The 20,163-nt window shown below is 40.7% G+C and carries 14 protein-coding genes; 6 read left to right on the plus strand and 8 right to left on the minus strand.

The window, feature by feature from the left end:
• Positions 1-696: 696 nt before the first annotated feature.
• Together VCA1004_RS13860 and VCA1004_RS13865 are read right to left on the minus strand one after the other, a co-directional pair.
• Complete coding sequence (locus tag VCA1004_RS13860) at positions 697-2,262, minus strand: polysaccharide lyase family 7 protein (protein WP_086981029.1); 1,566 nt, start codon at positions 2,260-2,262, stop codon at positions 697-699.
• 301 nt (positions 2,263-2,563) lie between these two features.
• On the minus strand, positions 2,564-3,589 hold the full coding sequence (locus VCA1004_RS13865; RefSeq protein WP_086981030.1) for a polysaccharide lyase family 7 protein: 1,026 nt from the start codon (positions 3,587-3,589) through the stop codon (positions 2,564-2,566).
• Positions 3,590-3,980: 391 nt separating this feature from the next.
• Here VCA1004_RS13865 and VCA1004_RS13870 point away from each other — a divergent pair, with 391 nt between their 5' ends.
• Positions 3,981-5,171, plus strand: coding sequence for a hypothetical protein (locus VCA1004_RS13870; RefSeq protein ID WP_086981031.1), 1,191 nt, complete (start codon positions 3,981-3,983; stop codon positions 5,169-5,171).
• Positions 5,172-5,296: 125 nt separating this feature from the next.
• Here the strand turns inward: VCA1004_RS13870 and VCA1004_RS13875 are convergent, their stop codons facing one another.
• Positions 5,297-7,168: a DUF294 nucleotidyltransferase-like domain-containing protein gene (locus VCA1004_RS13875; protein WP_086981392.1), complete on the minus strand. Its 1,872-nt coding sequence runs from the start codon at positions 7,166-7,168 to the stop codon at positions 5,297-5,299.
• Between the two features lie 131 nt (positions 7,169-7,299).
• A complete protein-coding gene (locus tag VCA1004_RS13880) occupies positions 7,300-8,028 on the minus strand; it encodes a FadR/GntR family transcriptional regulator (RefSeq protein ID WP_086981032.1) in 729 nt (242 codons plus the stop codon).
• A 414-nt stretch (positions 8,029-8,442) separates the two neighbouring features.
• Here VCA1004_RS13880 and VCA1004_RS13885 point away from each other — a divergent pair, with 414 nt between their 5' ends.
• Positions 8,443-9,159 carry a FadR/GntR family transcriptional regulator gene (locus tag VCA1004_RS13885; RefSeq protein WP_086981033.1) on the plus strand — a complete coding sequence of 239 codons (717 nt, stop codon included), beginning with the start codon at positions 8,443-8,445 and terminating at the stop codon, positions 9,157-9,159.
• A gap of 173 nt (positions 9,160-9,332) precedes the next feature.
• On the opposite strand, the gene VCA1004_RS13890 is transcribed toward VCA1004_RS13885, so the two are convergent.
• From VCA1004_RS13890 to VCA1004_RS13900, 3 genes are all read right to left on the minus strand, one after another.
• Positions 9,333-11,102, minus strand: a complete 1,770-nt coding sequence (locus tag VCA1004_RS13890) for a sodium:solute symporter family transporter (RefSeq protein ID WP_086981034.1) — start codon at positions 11,100-11,102, stop codon at positions 9,333-9,335.
• An 89-nt stretch (positions 11,103-11,191) separates the two neighbouring features.
• Positions 11,192-13,357, minus strand: coding sequence for a heparinase II/III domain-containing protein (locus VCA1004_RS13895; RefSeq protein ID WP_086981035.1), 2,166 nt, complete (start codon positions 13,355-13,357; stop codon positions 11,192-11,194).
• 125 nt (positions 13,358-13,482) lie between these two features.
• Positions 13,483-15,660 carry a heparinase II/III domain-containing protein gene (locus VCA1004_RS13900; protein WP_086981036.1) on the minus strand — a complete coding sequence of 726 codons (2,178 nt, stop codon included), beginning with the start codon at positions 15,658-15,660 and terminating at the stop codon, positions 13,483-13,485.
• A gap of 301 nt (positions 15,661-15,961) precedes the next feature.
• Between VCA1004_RS13900 and VCA1004_RS13905 the strand changes: the two genes are divergently transcribed.
• From VCA1004_RS13905 to VCA1004_RS13920, 4 genes are all read left to right on the plus strand, one after another.
• Positions 15,962-16,306: a cupin domain-containing protein gene (locus VCA1004_RS13905; protein ID WP_086981037.1), complete on the plus strand. Its 345-nt coding sequence runs from the start codon at positions 15,962-15,964 to the stop codon at positions 16,304-16,306.
• A 20-nt stretch (positions 16,307-16,326) separates the two neighbouring features.
• Positions 16,327-17,259, plus strand: a complete 933-nt coding sequence (gene kdgK / locus VCA1004_RS13910; protein WP_086981038.1) for a 2-dehydro-3-deoxygluconokinase — start codon at positions 16,327-16,329, stop codon at positions 17,257-17,259.
• An 18-nt stretch (positions 17,260-17,277) separates the two neighbouring features.
• A complete protein-coding gene (locus VCA1004_RS13915; RefSeq protein WP_086981039.1) occupies positions 17,278-17,901 on the plus strand; it encodes a bifunctional 4-hydroxy-2-oxoglutarate aldolase/2-dehydro-3-deoxy-phosphogluconate aldolase in 624 nt (207 codons plus the stop codon).
• A 350-nt stretch (positions 17,902-18,251) separates the two neighbouring features.
• Positions 18,252-19,001 (plus strand): FCD domain-containing protein, encoded by a 750-nt coding sequence (locus tag VCA1004_RS13920; protein WP_086981040.1) that lies wholly within the window; start codon positions 18,252-18,254, stop codon positions 18,999-19,001.
• Between the two features lie 62 nt (positions 19,002-19,063).
• Here VCA1004_RS13920 and VCA1004_RS13925 read toward each other — a convergent pair whose 3' ends face one another.
• Complete coding sequence (locus tag VCA1004_RS13925) at positions 19,064-20,152, minus strand: class I mannose-6-phosphate isomerase (protein ID WP_086981041.1); 1,089 nt, start codon at positions 20,150-20,152, stop codon at positions 19,064-19,066.
• Positions 20,153-20,163: the final 11 nt, after the last annotated feature.

Consider the following 20,163-nt stretch of genomic DNA (forward strand, 5'->3'; position numbering starts at 1 on the left):
ACTCGTTGAGTGGCTTTTTTATTGTCTATTTACTTTCTCTTTTCGTTATTAACCTCAACTGCGGATAAGAGTGTCATCACAACAAGTCTAACCCTCTGAGATACTAGTGATAAAAATATCTATCAGATATCTAAAATTGATTACTTTCTCTCAATGTCGGAATTTGCGGATAAATAACAAGGCAGAATCATGAGTCAATAATTGGCCTATTGCTTTGATTTTAAGAATGTTAGACGCTCAAAGCGCCGTATTGAGTGACTTCTAGTTATCCGCAACTGAGGTTAAATTAATACCAAGCTAATGTATGAATATGCCTTATTTCATACACCATTAAGTCATTCCAGAAAACATAGGTCAAAGGAGAAAGTTTGAATAAAATGGTTGTCATGCCTATTTAACGGTAGCCTCCTCTTTTTGAGTTCGTTTTATTTAAGCTATTTCTCACCTCGCTAAAAAGAATAACTATGAGCGCTAAAACACCTAAAAAAGCTTATCAACACTATATTTAACATGTTCATTTTGTTCAAAAAAACCATTTAACCTCTTTAGGAAAAACATGATGATGCAATTGGCATAACCATAATAGCTTCTAATTTACTGATAAAAAAAGCGCCCATACGAATATGAGCGCTTACATCATGGTAGCTGAGTTAACAAACCCAGAGATATACTATCAATATTAATTACCTTGGAAAATTACTTACCTTGATACGTGCTGTGTGACTTTTCTAATTTATAGAATGTCGCTTGTACGTAATCGTCCATCTCGCCGGTAATGTTTTGGTTATAAACACCGGCTTTAAAGTACATGTATTTGCCGCCAACATCATAGCCACTTTGACTCATATCCACCACTTGCTTCGCATCAGGCTTACCTTCACGCATTACCGTCACAGTTAAAGTATTTCCTTTAACTTCAATTCGGTAGCTAAATTTTTCACCTAATGCGATGCCATCATCACCAATTTCACCAGTCATGCCACCTACAAGATCAAAGAACTGATCGGTACCTTTCAGTGTGTTTTCATGAGCAAAATAAACGGTTCCTTTCTCGTGGTTAGGCAGCTTACGGTAGTACAAGCGGATTGGCTCATCGTCTTGGTCGTGGATTTGACCAATGATAAAGCGCCCAACTTCACCAGCTTCACCGGTTGTCGTGGTGTGATCAATTTTCAGTGTTGCTTCCATCACACCATCTACACCACCAGCGGCTTTTTGATCGGCAACAGGAGCAGAACTAAAGACCCAGTTATTTTTATTCACGCCTTTGGTTGGAATAGAGGTGTCACCACGGCGAAGCATTTCACGCATTTCTGTACGAGCATACTTAGTATTTGGCGAGGTACGAACACCTTTTACGAAGCTCTTAAAGACCAAACCGCCATCTTTTGCAGTATAGAATACGTCAGGATGTTCATAACCATTAGCTAAATCCCACTCAGACACATCATCTGGGCGATTATTATTATCATGGTCAAATGGCTGAGATAAATACCAAGAGGTTAAATCAAAGTTTTGGCTAGGCTTATTGCCTGCTTTAGGGGTTGTAGGAAGTCCGGTTGGAACGGGAAGCGCCGTCTTGGCACATTTAACGGTTGTTTGACATGGGTATACAGCTGGTACACCAAAATTACCTTTGCGTAAATCTTTACGCGCTGCTTGACGAGCTTTCTCCGCTTCTTTTTGCTGTGCAATTAAGCCTTGCTCTGCCGCAATGACAGCTGGAGTAATAATTTGATTTGATGGGCACGCATTAACACCACATTTTACCGCCGCAAGCTCAGTCACACTGTTCCAACCATTTGACGTGTTACCATGGCCGACATATTTTACGTAACGTGCTTGTACAGGACTGAATTCAAAACGTTCATACCCAATCACTCCGCCAGAACTTTCTTGATTTTGTAAAACTGGCGTCCAGGTTTTGCCATCAGTACTCACTAAAATATCAAATTTACTTTTGCGTTCATTACCTTTGCTAAATGCCGCTCGTACCGCATCAAACTCATGCACTGAACCATAATCTAATACCGCCCACTCACCATCACCATTGGCTGACCAACGTGTATTAATATCTTGGTCAAATAATCTATCTGGGCCGTTACCATCATGTGAGCTGGCTTCAATCGCGACCGGGGTCAGTAGTGGCGCACCGGTTTCACTTTGAGGGTGCAAGTTGCTTGTATCATTCCCGTTTGATGTACAACCGACAGCAAATAGCACGGAAGAGGCTAATAATGTTTTGACGATTTTATGTTTCATTTCTAAACCACCTATGTTTATACATGACAAATTCTTAAGGGTTATGAATAACCTCTTGATTTGATCGATCCTTCAAATACACTATTTCATAATTTTATAATACAAATAACAATCATATCGTAAAAACGAGACAATGATCCTGAAATGATTTGGGTTTTAATTTAAATTTTTGCTCAAGATCTGAATTCTCATCGAAAAATTTAACATCATGACTAAACAACTCCCTTTATGTCTAAATAAACAAAACAATAAAGGCGAATAACTTATCGCTATTCGCCTTTATTAGTATTACTTAAAGAAATCACTTAACTCTTCCATATTCATGTTCTAAATGATAGAAAGTCGCTTGAGCATAATCCTTCGCATCACCGGTATTATTTTGATTATAAACGCCGGCTTTAAAATACATATATTGCCCACCTAAGTTATAACCACTATTTACCATATCAACTTGTTGCACTATATCCGGTTTGTTATCTCGCATGATAGTCACCGTCAATAGATCACCATTGGTTTTGATTCGATAGCTAAACTTCTCATTGAGAGCTATTCCATCACTAGGTTCACTTGCACTACTGCTTTGCGAACCAATCATGGTGTATTTTTGCTCACTGCCATAGCCATCTCGTGGTTCATGGGCAATATAAATCGAACCTTTCGAGTTTTTCGGCAATTTACGATAATAAATCCGTACTGGTTCATCATCATTGGCGTGTATTTGACCAATAATTACACGGCCAACCTGGGAAGAATCTCCCGTCGTAGTAACATGATTAACAGCCAAAGTAGCCGTTAAGGTCCCATCAACACCACCAGCGGAGAGCTGATCACTCACAGGTGCCGAACCGAACACCCAGTTATTCATATTAACACCTTGGGTTTTAATGGTCGTATCACCGCTACGCAACATACTACGTAACTCAGAACGAGTATAACTGGTATTGGTCGAAGTCTTAGAGCCTGATACGTAGCTTAAAAACACCATCCCGCCATCACCCATGTCTGTGTGAAAATAGGGCTCATATTGAAATCCAGCAGTCAGTTCCTTTTCATAAATACTGTCCGATTTGCCATCGTTATTTTGGTCGATAGGAAGGCCTAAATACCAAGCGGATAAATCAAAGTTCTCCGAAGGTGCGACTTGTGAATCCAATCCCACATCAGGTGTAATTGTCCCTGATGAGTTGCCACTGCTGTCAGGTGGTGAGACATTATCGCTCCCCTCATCCGACCCACCACACCCCACTAACATTAAAGAAGAAATCATCATTGCCAACAATGAGAGTCGTGTGTTGTTAGAAGATTTAACGTTCAGTCTCGATAACATGCTCTTTCCTTAGATCACAAAATAAATAATACAATACCATCTAATTTAATAACCAAGATAATGCATCTCTTTACAAATGTGACTTAGTTATAAAAATGTTATCGAAACATTTTAAAACAATTATAAATTTTAACTCGATCACAAAACAAAAATAACAAAACAAATCAATAAGTTGAGAAATACGCTTTATTTAAAAAAACAAATAAATGTTAAAAATAACAAGAAAAAGAAAACCAATATCACGAAATTGAAACATTAAAGTCTAAAACATTTGTATTATTAAAAGATAATAATGAAACTGTTTATATTGACGTTGGGTAAACCAATTATCAATTAATACAGGAATAACAAGTGTGGTCACACATACGATAACGACATTAGGATGATGATTATGAAATTAAATAAGCTTGCACCATTCATTGCTCTCGCATTAACCACAACCTTAGCTGGTTGTAACTTTGATGGTTCTAGTAGTGATTCAGGCAGCTCTAGCGGTGGCAGTTCGTCTGGTGGTGGTGATAATTCTGGCGGTGGAACTGTCGTTGAAACCTCTCCTTTAGCCGGTGGTTACTGGGAAATTGGTAGCTCTAGCGAAGCAGCAACTCTTTCTGGTGTTTCAACTTATGCTGATGCTGTAGATTTGCCAAATGTGTATGTTTTTGATGGTACAACGCAATATTATTACGACGATGATGCAACACCGGGCACTTATGAAGTAAAAGGCCCAACGACTCTTACTGAGGATATTGAAGCTGGATCTTTATCCTTTACTTATTATGATGCAAGTGGCGCAACACCAGTCGATGGTACTTATTCTGTAGCCAGCGGCGCATTAACCATTGATACAGCAGCTTTTGGAACTCTTTCTGGCACCAATCAATCTAGCAATGATGTTATAAAAAGTGCAGTCAATGCGGCGAATGAAAATGCCGGCATTGTCATCGGAACCGGTGAAACTTTTGATGATTATGCTGACGGTACGAATATCAGTGAAGCGAATCCTGCTTGGATTGAATATAATACTGTAGGTGATGGTAATGGAACCTCAATTGCCACTGTTAGTTCAGAGCAGGCAAAAAGTGGCTCTAACTCATTAAAAGTTAGTGATTTAGAAGAGACTGTGAACAAAGGAGAGGCTAGTGAAGTCAAAGGTAACAAGCCTTACGTTGTGCGTAAATTTATCAATGAAGCAACTCTTACAGGAGAAATATCTTTAGATGTATTTATCCCTAGTTCAAATGAAAAAACCACTTATATAAATATTGGCTCTGATAAAAATAACGACACACGTTATTTTGAACTACGATTACAAGCTGATGGTGGCATTGAAGCTGAAGCTGGTAGTACTGATATTCCACTTGAAGCATTAACCTTAACCCCTGATGATTGGAATACATTATCCCTAGCTTGGGATAACGACAATATCGTTGTATCTGTCAATGGCATAGAGCATACAATGACACAGTCTGAAACTAAGTTAGATTCAACAATGACCCCATCTCAATTAACTATCTATGTTGGTGATACAGACTCTGGTGGAACTACTGCTTACTTCGACAACATCAGCTCTGATTTATTCTAATAATATAAATTAGCTCAACCATAAAGGACGCTACCTAGCGTCCTTTGTAATACTTTATATTTACTCCCAAATAAATTAACTCAACAATGGATAACTGAAAATTATTCAATATCCAAAATAAAGACTTAATGTCCCACGGAGCCAAAACGTAGTTTTGCTGCATCCTGCAAATCAGCAATAATCCTAAACGCATCCTTTAAGTGCTGGCGCTCAAAACTGCCAAAGGTGTTAGGCTCAATGTAGTTATCTGGCACTAGCCCTTTCTTCAATTGTTCATGTTGATGGCTATATCTAAATTGAGCAATGAAATGATAAGCGCCGATAATATTCTTATAAGAATCATCACTTAAAATCCCGGCTTCATTAGCAGCTCTAAAACGGTTTTCGGTGCTCGATGAATCACACTCCACCGCTAAACCATAAATTCGCGCAAGGTCGATAATCAAGTTAATGGCATATTTCTTAATATTTAATACTTTACTTTGTTCACCATTTTTCTCTAACACCAAGCTGTTAAAGATCCCTAATGGTGGGTTGGTATTCACGGCATCACGGACAAGAGCTGGCAAAAAGCTTTGATTCTGTTTGATATTTTGATGGAGTTCATTACGTAAAATATCCGTAAATTCAGAATTACCATAAACAGAACGAATTTCTAAAAACACACTAATATTCAAAAGACATTCATACTCTGGGTTCTGTACCCATTTTTTATAATATTCTTTCCACACCGATAACGGCTGACACCATTTCGGAGTTGCTGCCATAAATTTCCCCGTACACAGAGCGTAACCACAGGTATCTAATGCATTGGAAACATAAGACGCTAAATGACGAAAATAAATCTTATCGCTCTTAGTCGCTGTATCCGCCAGAATTAAAGCGGTATCTTGATCTGAAGTAATATTTAATTCATTACGAGCATGAGAACCAGCAGTAATCCAGTTAAAATCACACGGCGGTTTACCTAATTTGTCCACAGCTATTTGAATTAAACGTCGAATATACGAGTCCATGATCATCGACATGACTTTACCGATGATGTCCGAAGACACCTTACCTTCAACTAACGCTTCAAAAATCGCTTGTCGCTCTGCGGTTAACTGAGCCAGCTCTGTCACACTATTGCTATATTTAATTTTCTCAATAAGGAAAATCGCCTGCATTCGGTGGTTTTGCACTAAGTGCGTGGTGGTTAATAAACCAACCGCTTTACCGTCCTTAACTACAGGAATATTTCGAATATTATGCTCCATCATCATGGAAGCCGCTTCTAAAATCAGCGCATCAGGACTAATAACATACGGATTAGGTGTCATGACCGATTTAATTGGTGCATTCAATGGAGCTTCAAGCGCAATCACTCTTTTGGTCATATCACGGTCAGTAATCAAACCTATAATAGCGTCGTTTTCATAGATCACCGCACACGAACAACGTTTTACAATACGCATCTCATGAGCCACTTCTTTGATCGTCATATCGGAAGTTACAACGGGAATAACGCTACTTGCTACCTCACCAACTCGCTTAATAAATAAGCCTTTTTCTTTATTTGACCACACCACATCATGAGCCGTTTTTAATCGAACTTGAGCTTGCGAGGCAAAATATTCCGCGTATTCAGGTTTTCTTTCAAATAAACGCAGCAAGGCTGAATGCGGAATTAAGTAAAGTAATGAATTTTGCAGTGCCACTGCAGTATATAAGTTGGCTTCTTCTGCTGTTCCATCTAAAAAGGTAAAGCCGAAAAGGTCATCATTACCTAAACGAGCACGTAATTGCCCATCAAGCTTGCGCTGTTCGATTGCACCAGTACGCACGATATATAAATATTTTTCATTTTGAACGGTGCACGGATCGATAATATCACCTTTACTGATATAGGTAATTTGGACAATAGCCGCCAGTTCACTAATGACATCCGCTGGTAAATTATTAAATGGCTCGATGGTTGAAATATATTGTTCAACATTGGCAATTAAAGAGTCTGACATACGCCCTCGCATGGTCTTATTATAATATGAATAATATTACCTTATTGTGCGGTACTCGGATAATAAAAAAGCCGCTAGGAAGACCCCTAACGGCTTTAATCGCTAAAAATTTGAACTAAAACACAAGCCGCTTAACTTAAAGCAGGTAAACGGTGTTTCGATTCTTGTAAATGGTTCGCTGAACATTCGCGTGCTTTATCAGCATTACCCGCCATGATCGCTTCGTAAATATCTCGGTGTTCTTGTAAACATAAACCCCCTTCTTGTGACGAGTGCACAATGAAGTTTTTATACATGGTCATTAAGATATTACCAAACGGCAGATAAAAATCATTTCCAGTAGAGTTAAAAATCAAATTATGGAAATGCATATCGACTGCCGTCCATTGGTTTTGATCGAAACCTTCTGTATTGACACTGGCAGCCACATCACACATTTTCTGGAAAGTTTCCGATAATTCAATGCGTTGCTCAACGGTTGCATGCTTAGCTGCTAATGCACAAGCTTCTGGCTCTATGGCTCTTCTTAACCCTAAAAATTGGTGGAAGAAAACGTCATTATCGGCAATACCATCCATCCACTCAATCAATTGAGGGTCAAGAAAGTTCCAATTAGAACGCTGAACCACACGAGTCCCAATTTTAGGACGAGATTCGAGTAAACATTTTGAAGTAAGCAGCTTCACAGCCTCGCGTAACGCAGTACGACTTACACCAAATTGCTCACAAAGAGCCATTTCCCCTGGAATGATAGAACCTTGCGGTAATTTACCGGATAAAATACCGCGGGCAATTTCACGTGCTACTTGCACATGTAAACTGCGTTTTGAACCAGAAATTGAACTAAATTCGTTAGACATAATATCAAAAGCCCCTTGTCTTATTTATGGACATTGTAGCATTTACCATAAAAGCAACCAGCTTTTTTAACCGCTCGGAAGTGACATGAGTCACTTATACAATATATTTAAATGTTTATTGACTTAAGGTGACTAAAAAATAGCAAAGATAAATTTTATCTTGATCACAAATTCTATTGTTAATCGAGTTTAATAGGCGATTAATATTGACACAATAAAGTCATATTGTATTATTTATTTACCTTTCGTTTTTAGTCCGGCGTTAGGGTACCTACTTTATTTAATTGTCTATTTGTTTGTTAATAGCTGAAAACGTCAAACCCGTTATTTCAGTTTTGCACTCACAATCCGGCATTTTGGAATATTTGTTTAGCCAGTATCACGCTGGCTTTTTTTTCCAATGAGGAAATGTCAATGACGGAAGAATCCTTCTGCTTTACTCCTATGACCTATCGGTTGAATGTGTATATTGCTCAACAGATAGCAACCCAAATCATTAATGGTCAGCTTGAGGTTGGCGCAAAACTACCCAATGAGTTGGAATTATGCAAAACCTTTGGTGTGAGCCGCACGGCTTTACGAGAATCGATCAAGCTGTTGGCCTCTAAAGGCTTAATCAGTTCAAAGCCTAAAGTCGGCACATTTATCCAACCTAGAAAACATTGGCAGTTTTTAGATAAACAATTATTAGAATGGTTAAAAGACAATGAAGACCCTTCTCGATTCTTAGATCAATTTTTAGGGTTACGAAAAGCCATAGAGCCCGCAGCTTGTGCATTATGCTCACAATATGCCACTCAAGAACAACGTCAACGTCTTACAAAACATTTTCTGAATATGGAAAAAGCAAGCTTAGCGAAAGACGCTGACGCTTGGACGGAAGCGGATTTAAATTTTCATGCCTTGATATTTCAGTCAACTTCCAATGATTTCTTTACCCCTTTTGGTAACGTGTTGACCACCGTTTATAAATCCTTCTTTAATCACACTTCGGTGCGTGGCCATTTTTGTATCAAAGAACACAAAGCGGTATATCAAGCAATTATCGATAGAAACGCCGTTGAAGCGCGACAAGCCTCGAATATTTTGCTTAAGAACAATCACGAGTTATTATCTCTTAATTCGGTTTAAGTCAGCGCGCTGCCACCCGTAAGCGATAAACTTTAGTCAATACGCAAAAACCAATACACAAAACAAAATGCGGCTCTGACCCCTTTTGGAGTTCAGAGCCGCGCCTTATTCCTTCTAATACCCAATGAATCTATGTATCACTTTTTCCTATTGAGCTATACATTGAACTTGAGCTACTGACCATTAGGAATCACTGACTCCTCTACAACTTGCCTTGCCGTTAAGCGGCTCTTATACAATTGGATTCCAGCAATAAAAATCAAGCCCCCAATCACGATAAAGGTAATCATATCCACACCTGTCTCAAAGCCGATACCAATCAGAATGATCAAGCCACCCAACACTTGCGATAAACGTCCTAAATAGGCACCTTGTTTACCATCGACAGAGGCTTCCTCTTCTTGGCTGATGGGAGTATTCACATTGTGATAAAAGCGCTCTAATTCTTGTTTTCGTTGATGGAGCGGCGCTTTATACCAAAGTGCAGTTAAAGCAAAGAAACCACCGGTGATCACAATTTGTGCCACCAGCATCGCCACAACGGTTAAATCGACACTTTCTCTATGGGTAAAGCTTTCTGCATTAAACCAAGGTAGCAACCAGTCGACATTGAACACAAATTGCATGAAACAAGAAACGGTCAAGCCTACCACTAACGTTGCCCAAGCGGACCAGTCGGGTGTTTTAACGATGACCATGCCCATTAACGATGGAATGGCGAGCGGAATTTGTAATAAGGCACCAAATAACATCATCAAATCAAAAAAACTGTATTCTTTGATTGAAGCGAACAGCAGCGCAGCACCAATAGAAATCACGCCATTAATTAAAGTGGAGAGCTTACTAAGTCGCATTTGTTGCTGCTCGCTCGCAGCAGGGTTAATCACCGATTGGTAGACATTACGTACAAAAATACCCGCATTACGATTTAAGGCTGTGGTCATGGGGGCAATCGTGGCGGCAATCATCGCCGCGAGCACTAAACCTAATACCCCTTGCGGCATATAATTTTGGATAAAGAACAAATAAGCTGCGTTGTTAGCACTTGAGCCTAGATTTGGATAAAAACTTTGTAAATCCACATTCATGGTGGCAGTTACCCAAGGTGGAATAAACCACATCACAGGGCCAATGACGAACATGATGCCGGCAACCCAAGCCGCTTTACGTGCCTCTTTTTCATTTACTGTGACTAAGAATCGATAGCAAGACATCGCATTATTAGTGCCAATCGTCTGTTTCGCCATGATGAACACCACCCAAACCACAAAGATTTGCCAGTAGTTCATTTCCGTACCCATGACAGAAGGAATGGCTGATTGAGCCACTAATTCAACCGGCCCACCGATATAAATGAGCGCATAAGCCCCAACGGTTAAAGTGATAGCCATCAACAACACCAACTGAATCACGTTCGTTGCCGAAACCGTCCAAGAGCCTCCACTCACCGCAATAAAGGTCACTAACACCCCCACCCCAATAATTGTGATGTAGAGGTCAATACTAAATACAGCGGCCACGAAAATGGCGAGTCCATTTAACCAAATAGCACACGAGATAGTGGTTAGCGGAAACTGTAGCCAAGTAAACACTTGTTCTGAACTTTTACCAAACCGCATTCGAATCACTTCCATTGCGGTATCAACCCGTAATTTTCGGTATTTGGCTGCAAAGTATAATGCGGCGACAAAAAAGCCGAGTGCATTTCCCCAAAATAAGAATAAGACCGCTAAGCCATCCTCATAGGCTTTGGCAGCAGCCCCCGTAAACGTCCATGCTGAAAACTGGGTCATAAACGCGGTAGCGCCTGCCATCCACCACATCATGGCTCCACCACCCCGAATAAAGCCCGATGAGGTTTTAGCAAAGCGTTTAAAAATGAACGCAGCAATAATAATAAACACGAAATATCCAGCAATGATCGAGATATCCAAACCATTCATTGATTCATTACTCCAACGACTCAAAAGGAAAAACCGGAACACTCAATGAGCATTCCGGTAGTGACATAACATCGTATCTATTGAATCAATTAAAGCTGAGCAGTTGCGCCCGTCCATTGATACACGACACCATTAAATTCCACTTTATGCTCGCCCGATTGAGGTCCATCGACATCAATCATGTTTGGACGATTTGAAATACCAAATTGGTATGTTTTACCGGATGTTAAAGCAATTTCGATCACAGTCCCTGTCGCGTTATGGCCTAACACCGAAACGCTCTGTACTAAGCCACGCGCCCCTACAGATGCTTCGATTGACTCATTAAAGTAACCATGAGTTTCTAACACGGATGCAAAAACATGATCTTGGCCTTGTTGGCGTAAAATAAAGGCTGGCTCTGAACGCAGGTTAAAATCAGGATCGTTCGCGCCAGTGCGGGCAAAAATCACTTCACTACCTTTTGGAGCGGTCGATACTAAGCTGTAGTAGCTTGAATCATGCAACCAAGTCACTAGCGAACTGCCTTCAACTTTTGCTGAGCCCACATTCCAAAGATGTTGATAGCCATTACCCTCACCAAGTGGTTTCAATTTACTTTCAACTTGGTAGTCAAAATCGGTACGAATAATTTGACCCGTATAATGATATGGCAAGTCATATTGGTGCTGCTCAGCCGATAAAATACGATACACATCGATCACTAATGGCTTTTCAAACTCTGGTAGCTCAGCCAACAGAACAGAACGCTGCATATCCACACCGTCATAATATTCTGAAATGGTGCCACTCATTGCTTGGAACTTATCCTCTTCCGCTAAGAAGAAGTGTTTTTGACCAAACTTAGATTCTGCAAGCGCTGTATCAAAGTTATTTTGTGTTTTTTGGTCAACCACAACCGTGTTGTGCGCCACAGTTTGCTTACAATAGGATTTATTTTCTGGAATGTAACGGCCACCAAATTTTGGTTCGACGTTAACCCAACGGCCAAATCCGTAGTCGTGTAATACTTCATGCCCGCGGTTAAAAACACTCAAATGCAAACCATCATAGTGACCATGATCAAGCGCTGAGTGATATTGGTGATCCGAGCCATGCTGACCAAACCAAATCAAGGCCATAGTATCGTCATCTTGTGCATCACGGTGACGAAGAATACTCAAGCCGCCTTTTTCCCCTTTCGGGCCATCAGTCATGTAAAGGCTGCCCCAACTGAATGGTTTGATCTCATGCGCCGCAGCAACCGCTTTCGACAAAGTTAAACCTGCGCTGTGAACCCAGACATTTTGTTGGTGGTTTGCCATACCAAGTAACACTTCAGACTGCTCATAACGGTGGAAGCATACAGAAGTCGCCATGATCACCCCTTCATCATTAATGCTGATGGTTTTCGAAGAGTCATTTAGCGCAGGTAATGTGCCGTCAGGGAAGGCGGTTTTAAACACAGCATAAGAAGTGGTTTTGATCACAGAATCATTAAATTCATAGATGTTCAATTCTGGTTGACGACGAGCAATCGCTTCGGCGAACAAGTAAATCGGACGCAAGGAGAAACGATGGTAATACGGGCCTTCCATGTAATAGCCATCTGGCGAGAACAATTGGTCAAGCTGCGCTAAAAAGCCGCCACTGACTTTATCCAATTTCAAACCATACAGCGCTTTATCCACCGACTCTTGGTCATTAATGGCGTAGCCACAAATACCCACTGCCGCAACCGCCCATAAACCGTGGTTATGCACGATATCAAAATCGTGACCATACGTTACCACGAACATGTGGATCATATGCTTAAACAAGTCATCTTCAATTTGACGTTTCTGTGCTTCTTCTAAAGTGTGATACACACAGCTATAAGCACAAGAAGCGTAAAGCATCCACATGTTTTCATTCAAGGTTTGGTGGAATAGTTTACCCGGAGGGTTACTGTCACGGCTGACATTACTTTCTAATGTTGGATAAACAGTGGCATAAGCCGTTAGCATGTCAACAATGTAATCACGGTATTTTTGCTCGCCGGTAATCAAGAACAAGCGACCCGCTAAGTCCATGTGAATATAGTTTTGTTTATGACGGTTATGTTCATAGCCACCACCTTCGCCATGTCCTGGTACTTCAATACCCACATTAACCATGTATTCATTGGTTTGTTGGATATCACGCTCAAGCGCTTTACCCATTAAGGTGTCTTGACCCAATTCTTTGGCCAACTCGGCCGCTTCTTCGAAATTCATTAATAGAGGTTGATAAGTCATTATTCTTTCTCCTGATATATTCTTCGTACTTGAAGCGACCACGTTGTGAACGGCGCTCGTTCATTGAGCGCCGTCTTGCCTGCTTCAATTACTTTGGATCTTGCTTTTACGTTTGTGCTTATACGTTATTTCGCTACGACTTCTAGCGAGTAAAAGCCTGTCCAAGTGTATTGTTTGTCATTCGCTGCGACCGTGTGAACAGATTCTTCTGTCGCACCCAATTGATTGCTAACCATAAAAGTAATCAGCGATTTTGCAGTTTCAATTTCAACCACAGAGCCAACTTCATCATGACCCAGTACTCGAATATCTTGTACTTGACCACGAGCCGCAACCGATTGTTCGAACTCTTCATTAAAGTAGCCATGCGTTTCAAGTGCTGAAGCAAATAACGTTGAATGTCCTTTAGAACGTAAAATAAACGCCGGCTCATTACGTAAGTTAAAGCTTGGGTCATTCGCACCAGAACGAGTAAAGATCACTTCACCATTGTCATTTGAACTTGCGCCTAACCAAGTGTAATACGTGTTATTTTGTAGCCAACTCACTAACGCCGTACCTTGTGCTTGGCCTTTCGCTACATTCCATAAATGTTGGTAGCCAAAGTCATTCCCTAGCGTGTCTAGCTCTTGATTTGCTTGATAGTCAAAGTTCGTACGAATCACTTGACCTTGATATTGATGTGAATAATCGAATTGATGCTCAGTATTGTCTTCTGACGCTAGGCGATATAAATCCAGCAACAACGGTGCTTCTAATTCCTCTAATTTCAACATGAAAACACTGCGTTGCATGTCAAAACCTTCGTAATGATCATTAGCAAAGGCACTCATCCCATTCACCGTTGCGTCATCCACCTTGAAGAAGTGTGGTAAACCATGAACGGTATCGGCACGGTCTGCATCAAAGTTATTTTGGCATTTCTCGTCAATCGTCACGGCATTATGTGCAATCGTTTGACGAGCGTACGATTTATTCTCATCAAGATAACGACCACCAAATTTTGGCTCTACGTTCACCCAACGACCAAAACCATATTCACGTAACACTTCTTGACCACGGTTAAAGTACGTAATACCTAACGTATCAAAGTGACCATGCCCCATACCATGTTGGCCATAGTTCATCACCAATTGGAATACGTCTTTTTTGTCGTCTTGCATGCGAATAAAGCCTTGAGCACCATTGTGACCTTCAGGGCCTTCATTAAGCTCAACACTTGGCCAAAATGGCATGCCAATCTCTTTTGAATCAGCCATCGCTTGTTCATAAGCACGAGACAGCTCTAAACCACACGCATGTAGCCACACTTGGTTTTGAATTTTCGCCATGCCTAATAAGTTATCGTCTAAACCGTAATGTTTGCTATAAAGACTCACGGCAACTTGTACGCCCATATCCGTAATACTCATGGTATGCGATGCGTCGTTCAAGGCAGGAAACTCACCGTTTGGATAAGCCGTCGCGAGTAACGCTTGTACCGTATTGCCAATCACTTTGTCTTTAAAGTTATAAATATCCAATTCTGGCATATGACGGTGCAAGACTTCTGCAAACACACATAAAGGGCGAATTGCAAAGCGGTGATAATAAGGGCCTTCCATGTAATAACCAGAAGGTGCGAATAGTTGCGAGATTTGAGCTAAGAAACCACCAGGCCCCATCTCTTGCTTACCTTGTTCGTAGTTATCTAAACCAAATACCGCCATTTCAAGGTATTCACGTTTATTCACGGCCAAACCACAAATCCCCACCGCGGCCACTGCCCACATACCATGGTTATGAATGCGGTCAAAGTCATGGCTATATTTCACCGTGAACATATCCAGCATGGGAAGGAATAAGTTTTTTTCAACATGCTGGCATTCGGTCTCAGACATAAACTCTTTCACGCAAGAGTAAGCCAAGCTAGCGTACATTAACCACATGTGTTCATTTAAAATTTGGTGGAATAAACGACCCGTTGGGTTAGTGTTTTTCTGCACATGGAAATCAAATTGCAGGTATTTATCGGCATAAAGGCTTAAAAGCTCAGCAACAAACTGCGCGTATTTTTTTTCTTTTGTAATCAAATACAGACGGCCTGCTAAGCTCATATAGTTGTAGTTTTGCTTATGGCGGTTGTGTTCATAACCCCCCGCTTCACCATGGCCAGGTACGTCATATTCTAAGGCCATAAACGCATCCACATCTTTTTTAATGGTGGCGATAGTTTTGCCCATTAAGCTATCGCGACCCACTTCCTTTCTTAGCTCTAACACTTCTTCTGCACTTAATAATACGGCAGCCAATTCATTACTCATCTTACTTACCCTCAAGCGATAACATTAAATATCATTGCGGATAAAGTAATACAATAAGGCTTGGATATCACCTCACTTTTTATCAAACAAAGAAGTAAGTCACATTTATAATACCGTCATAATCATTTGAAAAAGTCTTTATTACTAAAGGACGTTTAGCCATAACCTAAGCTAATCACCTCCGGTTTATAATTATTTTTTTGACTTACATCACGAACAAATAGAGATATTGTATTACAAAAGAATTTTTCGGTTATGATGCAGCTAATCATTTATTGAATATAAAAATTAGAGAGGCAACATGAGTCTAGTAAATCCTTTTTTCCAAATTGATGAACACGAATGGGAAGAAATTGGCGGCGGCATTAAGCGTAAGATTGTTGGTTATACTGACGACCTAATGGCGGTACACTTATGCTTTGATAAAGGTGCTATCGGTGCTCCTCATACTCACGAAATTCATGACCAAATTGGTTATGTGGTTGAAGGCAGCTTTGAAGCAGAAATCAATGGTGAAAAACGCGTTCTGAAAAAAGGCGATGCTTATATTGCTCGTAAACACATGGAACATGGTGCTGTTGCGTTAGAGCAAGACAGCATTCTATTAGATATGTTTTCTCCAGCACGTGAAGACTTTTTAAAATAAGCAACCCATTAGGTGTAAATATGACAACATTCAATATTGCTGTGATTGGCGAATGCATGATCGAACTGCAACAGTCTGGTGAGCTTCTGAGCCAAAAATTTGGTGGTGATACTCTCAATACTGCATTGTATTTGTCGCGCCTAACACAAAATTCCCCGGTGAAAACCAGCTACATTACCGCTCTCGGCCAAGAAAGCTTTAGCCAAAACATGCTAAACAGCTGGAACAATGAAGGCATCGATACACAACATATCTTGCGTTTACAGAACAAACAACCTGGTATGTATTACATCGAAACGGATGCCACCGGTGAACGTAGCTTCTTTTATTGGCGTAATGATGCTGCAGCCAAATATGTTTTCGATCAACCAGAAAGCCCAGCGTTATTAGAGAAGCTGGCGCAATTTGATGCTATTTATTTAACTGGCATCACCTTAGCCATTCTCACTCCAAATGGTCGTGAACAGCTTTTCAACCTAATGAGCCAATTAAAAGCCAAAGGCGGTAAAGTCATTTTTGATAATAATTACCGACCAAAATTATGGCCATCAATCGAAGCGGCTCAACAAGCTTACTTGAAAGTATTAAGTTATACCGATATTGCCCTATTGACCTTTGACGATGAACAAGACCTCTTTGGTGATGACAATATTGAACAGTGCATTGCGCGCACCCAAGGACAAGGCGTACAAGAAATCGCCATTAAACGCGGTAGCAAAGATTGTGTCGTGATTGAAGCAGATTCCATCCAATACGTCCCAACCAAGCCAATTGACAATGTGGTCGATACCACCGCAGCCGGTGACTCATTTAGCGCTGGATACTTAGCCAAACGCCTCAATGGACACAGTGCTAAAGATTCTGCCTTATCTGGTCATTTAGTCGCGGGCACCGTGATTCAATATCAAGGTGCGATCATTCCACAAACCGCGATGCCAAATATCGGATTATAAGTTTTTTAAGGATTTACTATGTCGACACTCGATCAACAACTTGCACAATTAAAAGTCATTCCTGTTATTGCTTTAAATAAAGTAGAGCATGCCCTACCACTGGCGAAAGCCTTAATGGAAAATGGTATGCCATGCGCTGAAATCACCTTTCGTACTGAAGCGGCAGTAGGTGCAATCAAAGCAATGCGTGAAGCCTACCCAGACATGCTCATCGGCGCGGGGACTATTTTAACCCCAGAGCAGGTCGATCAAGCGATTGATGCAGGTGTGGATTTTATCGTTAGCCCAGGGCTAAACCCGACCACCGTAAAATACTGCCAATCTAAAAACATGCCAATCGTTCCGGGTGTAAACAACCCAAGCCTCGTTGAGCAAGCAATGGAATTGGGCTTAAAAACCGTTAAATTCTTCCCAGCAGAACCTTCTGGTGGCGTAAACATGCTAAAAGCACTGACCGCTGTGTATCCAGTTAAATTCATGCCAACCGGCGGCGTAAGCTTAAGCAATATTGACAACTACTTAAGCATCCCCGCGGTATTAGCGTGTGGCGGAACTTGGATGGTACCAACACAACTCATTGATAATGAGCAATGGGCCGAGCTTGGTACTCTCATCAAAGACGCCGTCAGCAAAGTGAACTAATTTATCATTCCGACCCTGAATGATGGTTTGCCTCAGCTCCCCGGCTGGGGCTTTTTTCTTTTTAAATAACTCACTTCAACTGCGAATAAGAGTGTCACAATAACAAGTCTAACCGTTTGATATAAAAGTGATATAATAGCTATCTAGTAGCTAAGGTTAATGACTTTTTCTCAACCCTACAATTTGGAATGAATAACAAGGCTCTCCGATGGTGAGTAGTATGATTTGACGCTTCTCAGAATCGTGCATCTCCCCTTGAGTCCATGTACACTATGACCGTTCGAGAAAAGCATGGCCCATCGATAAAAGAATATTCAACGGCTTTATTATTGAGTGAGATCATCTAAGAAATGATAAATTATGACCCCAAACGTGCATACCAAGTGTTAGGTTTAACCTTGAGAAAAGAAATCTCAGATGGCCTGTATCCGGTTGGAAGTCGGTTGCCACCTGAGCGAGACATTGCTGAACGATTAAACGTTGGGCGAACCGTGGTACGTGAAGCCATTATCATGTTAGAGCTGGAAAATTTAGTTGAAGTGAAAAAAGGCTCTGGGGTCTACGTCATCAACTTACCTAACGTCGTTAACATTAAAGAAAATGAAGATGTCGGCCCGTTCGAGATGCTACAAGCCAGGCAATTGTTAGAAAGTAATATCGCCGAATTTGCCGCCCTACAAGCGACACCCGCCGATATCGAACGCATGAGAGAAGCGCTAGAAATTGAACAAGATGACCTCAAAAATCAGGTCATTAACCCAACAGGGGATAAACTGTTCCATCTTTCTATCGCTCAAGCGACACAAAACTCCGTGCTGGTTGATATTCTTAAACATGAGTGGGACAGAAGAGAATCTAGCTCTATGTGGAACAAATTACACTGCCATATAGAAACCACAGAATACAAAGAAGAATGGTTAAAGGATCATCAAAACATCCTCATTGCCATGCGCAAGAAATCGCCCGTAGAAGCTAAACATGCTATGTGGCAACACTTAGAAAATGTTAAAAATCGACTCTTAGAGTTATCAGACTTTGATGACCCTCATTTTGATGGTTATTTATTTGAATCCATCCCATCAGTAAAAATCACAAAATAACCCCAGCATAAGGGGTTATTTTTGTGCTGATTCATTCTCAAACCTATTTTTAAAGATAATTATCAGCCATTATGTTCAGGTGGATAACACTCTATAATATCCACACCCTCATCAGAAAGTATGGTGATGCTGTCTAAGCCTGCTGGGCAGAAAAACTTATCAAATTCTTTCAAGTGTAAGACTTCGTCACCAATGAATAGAGTACATTGCCCAGAGCTAATAATGCCGATATAAAACTCAGATTCCGATTTGGTCACTTGCCCATTAATTTTTGATAAACATACACGGTATCTATCAGTTGTTGTTTCATCAATTAATGAATATTTCCCTGAGCCATTTCCATAATCCAATATTAGGCGCTGTTGCTTTTGATTGTATTTGATCACATCAGCAACCGAGTGTTTCGAGTAATCAAAAACATCCAGACAAAAGTCCAAATCTCTTTTCATGAACCTAGCTTCTTCTGGCAATGTATAGCCACCTCGCTCAAATTCAAATCGAACCGCCCAATCGGAAGGTTCCATGACTTCAATCATGAGTATGCCTTCACCGATGGCATGTGGCATCCCTCCGGGAATGAAATAACACTCTCCCTCTTTAACCGGTATTTTTTTAAAGCATGATTTCAAACTGGTGATATCTTGCTTGAGGATAATCTCTTTTAATTCATCTTTGCTGGGCGGGTTTTGAAAGCCTAAATACAGATAAGGGTCTTGTACCTCATCTCGAACTTTTAAAATATAATACGCTTCTGCTTTACCTGAATTTGAATTTAAGTGCTTTAATGAAAAATCTCTTGTTGGGTGAACTTGAAAGTGTAGCCGAATTGATGAATCGAGAAACTTCACCAATACCATTGGATTTGCTCCGTATTGGGCGACGTGTTTCTCTCCAAGGAAATAATCAGGGTCGAGGGCAATTAATTGTGAAAAGTGGATTCTCTCGTTGCCTAAAATGGCAATAGACTCCCCTTCTTGTATGTCCTCTCTGCCCGGGTTAACGGCTTTGGTGGTTGAAGCAATCCATTCTTCCGGAAAGTGCGTGTCTTGCGGAGATTGCGCCCCTCCTAGGCTATCTAAGGTTTTGCCACCTAAATACGAACGCCAAACGCGGTTATTTTCAAATTGAATTACTTGGTTTTTATACTTCATTGTCTTCTCAA

Origin of the sequence: Vibrio aphrogenes, from assembly GCF_002157735.2 — a bacterium.
In the GTDB taxonomy this organism is placed as follows: Bacteria; Pseudomonadota; Gammaproteobacteria; order Enterobacterales; family Vibrionaceae; genus Vibrio; species Vibrio aphrogenes.

Bases quoted from the DNA above. Each gene is read 5' to 3' on its own strand.
- VCA1004_RS13860 (WP_086981029.1), bottom strand. From the start codon at position 2,262: ATGAAACATAAAATCGTCAAAACATTATTAGCCTCTTCCGTGCTATTT.
- VCA1004_RS13865 (WP_086981030.1), bottom strand. From the start codon at position 3,589: ATGTTATCGAGACTGAACGTTAAATCTTCTAACAACACACGACTCTCA.
- VCA1004_RS13870 (WP_086981031.1), top strand. From the start codon at position 3,981: ATGAAATTAAATAAGCTTGCACCATTCATTGCTCTCGCATTAACCACA.
- VCA1004_RS13875 (WP_086981392.1), bottom strand. From the start codon at position 7,168: ATGTCAGACTCTTTAATTGCCAATGTTGAACAATATATTTCAACCATC.
- VCA1004_RS13880 (WP_086981032.1), bottom strand. From the start codon at position 8,028: ATGTCTAACGAATTTAGTTCAATTTCTGGTTCAAAACGCAGTTTACAT.
- VCA1004_RS13885 (WP_086981033.1), top strand. From the start codon at position 8,443: ATGACGGAAGAATCCTTCTGCTTTACTCCTATGACCTATCGGTTGAAT.
- VCA1004_RS13890 (WP_086981034.1), bottom strand. From the start codon at position 11,102: ATGAATGGTTTGGATATCTCGATCATTGCTGGATATTTCGTGTTTATT.
- VCA1004_RS13895 (WP_086981035.1), bottom strand. From the start codon at position 13,357: ATGACTTATCAACCTCTATTAATGAATTTCGAAGAAGCGGCCGAGTTG.
- VCA1004_RS13900 (WP_086981036.1), bottom strand. From the start codon at position 15,660: ATGAGTAATGAATTGGCTGCCGTATTATTAAGTGCAGAAGAAGTGTTA.
- VCA1004_RS13905 (WP_086981037.1), top strand. From the start codon at position 15,962: ATGAGTCTAGTAAATCCTTTTTTCCAAATTGATGAACACGAATGGGAA.
- kdgK (WP_086981038.1), top strand. From the start codon at position 16,327: ATGACAACATTCAATATTGCTGTGATTGGCGAATGCATGATCGAACTG.
- VCA1004_RS13915 (WP_086981039.1), top strand. From the start codon at position 17,278: ATGTCGACACTCGATCAACAACTTGCACAATTAAAAGTCATTCCTGTT.
- VCA1004_RS13920 (WP_086981040.1), top strand. From the start codon at position 18,252: ATGATAAATTATGACCCCAAACGTGCATACCAAGTGTTAGGTTTAACC.
- VCA1004_RS13925 (WP_086981041.1), bottom strand. From the start codon at position 20,152: ATGAAGTATAAAAACCAAGTAATTCAATTTGAAAATAACCGCGTTTGG.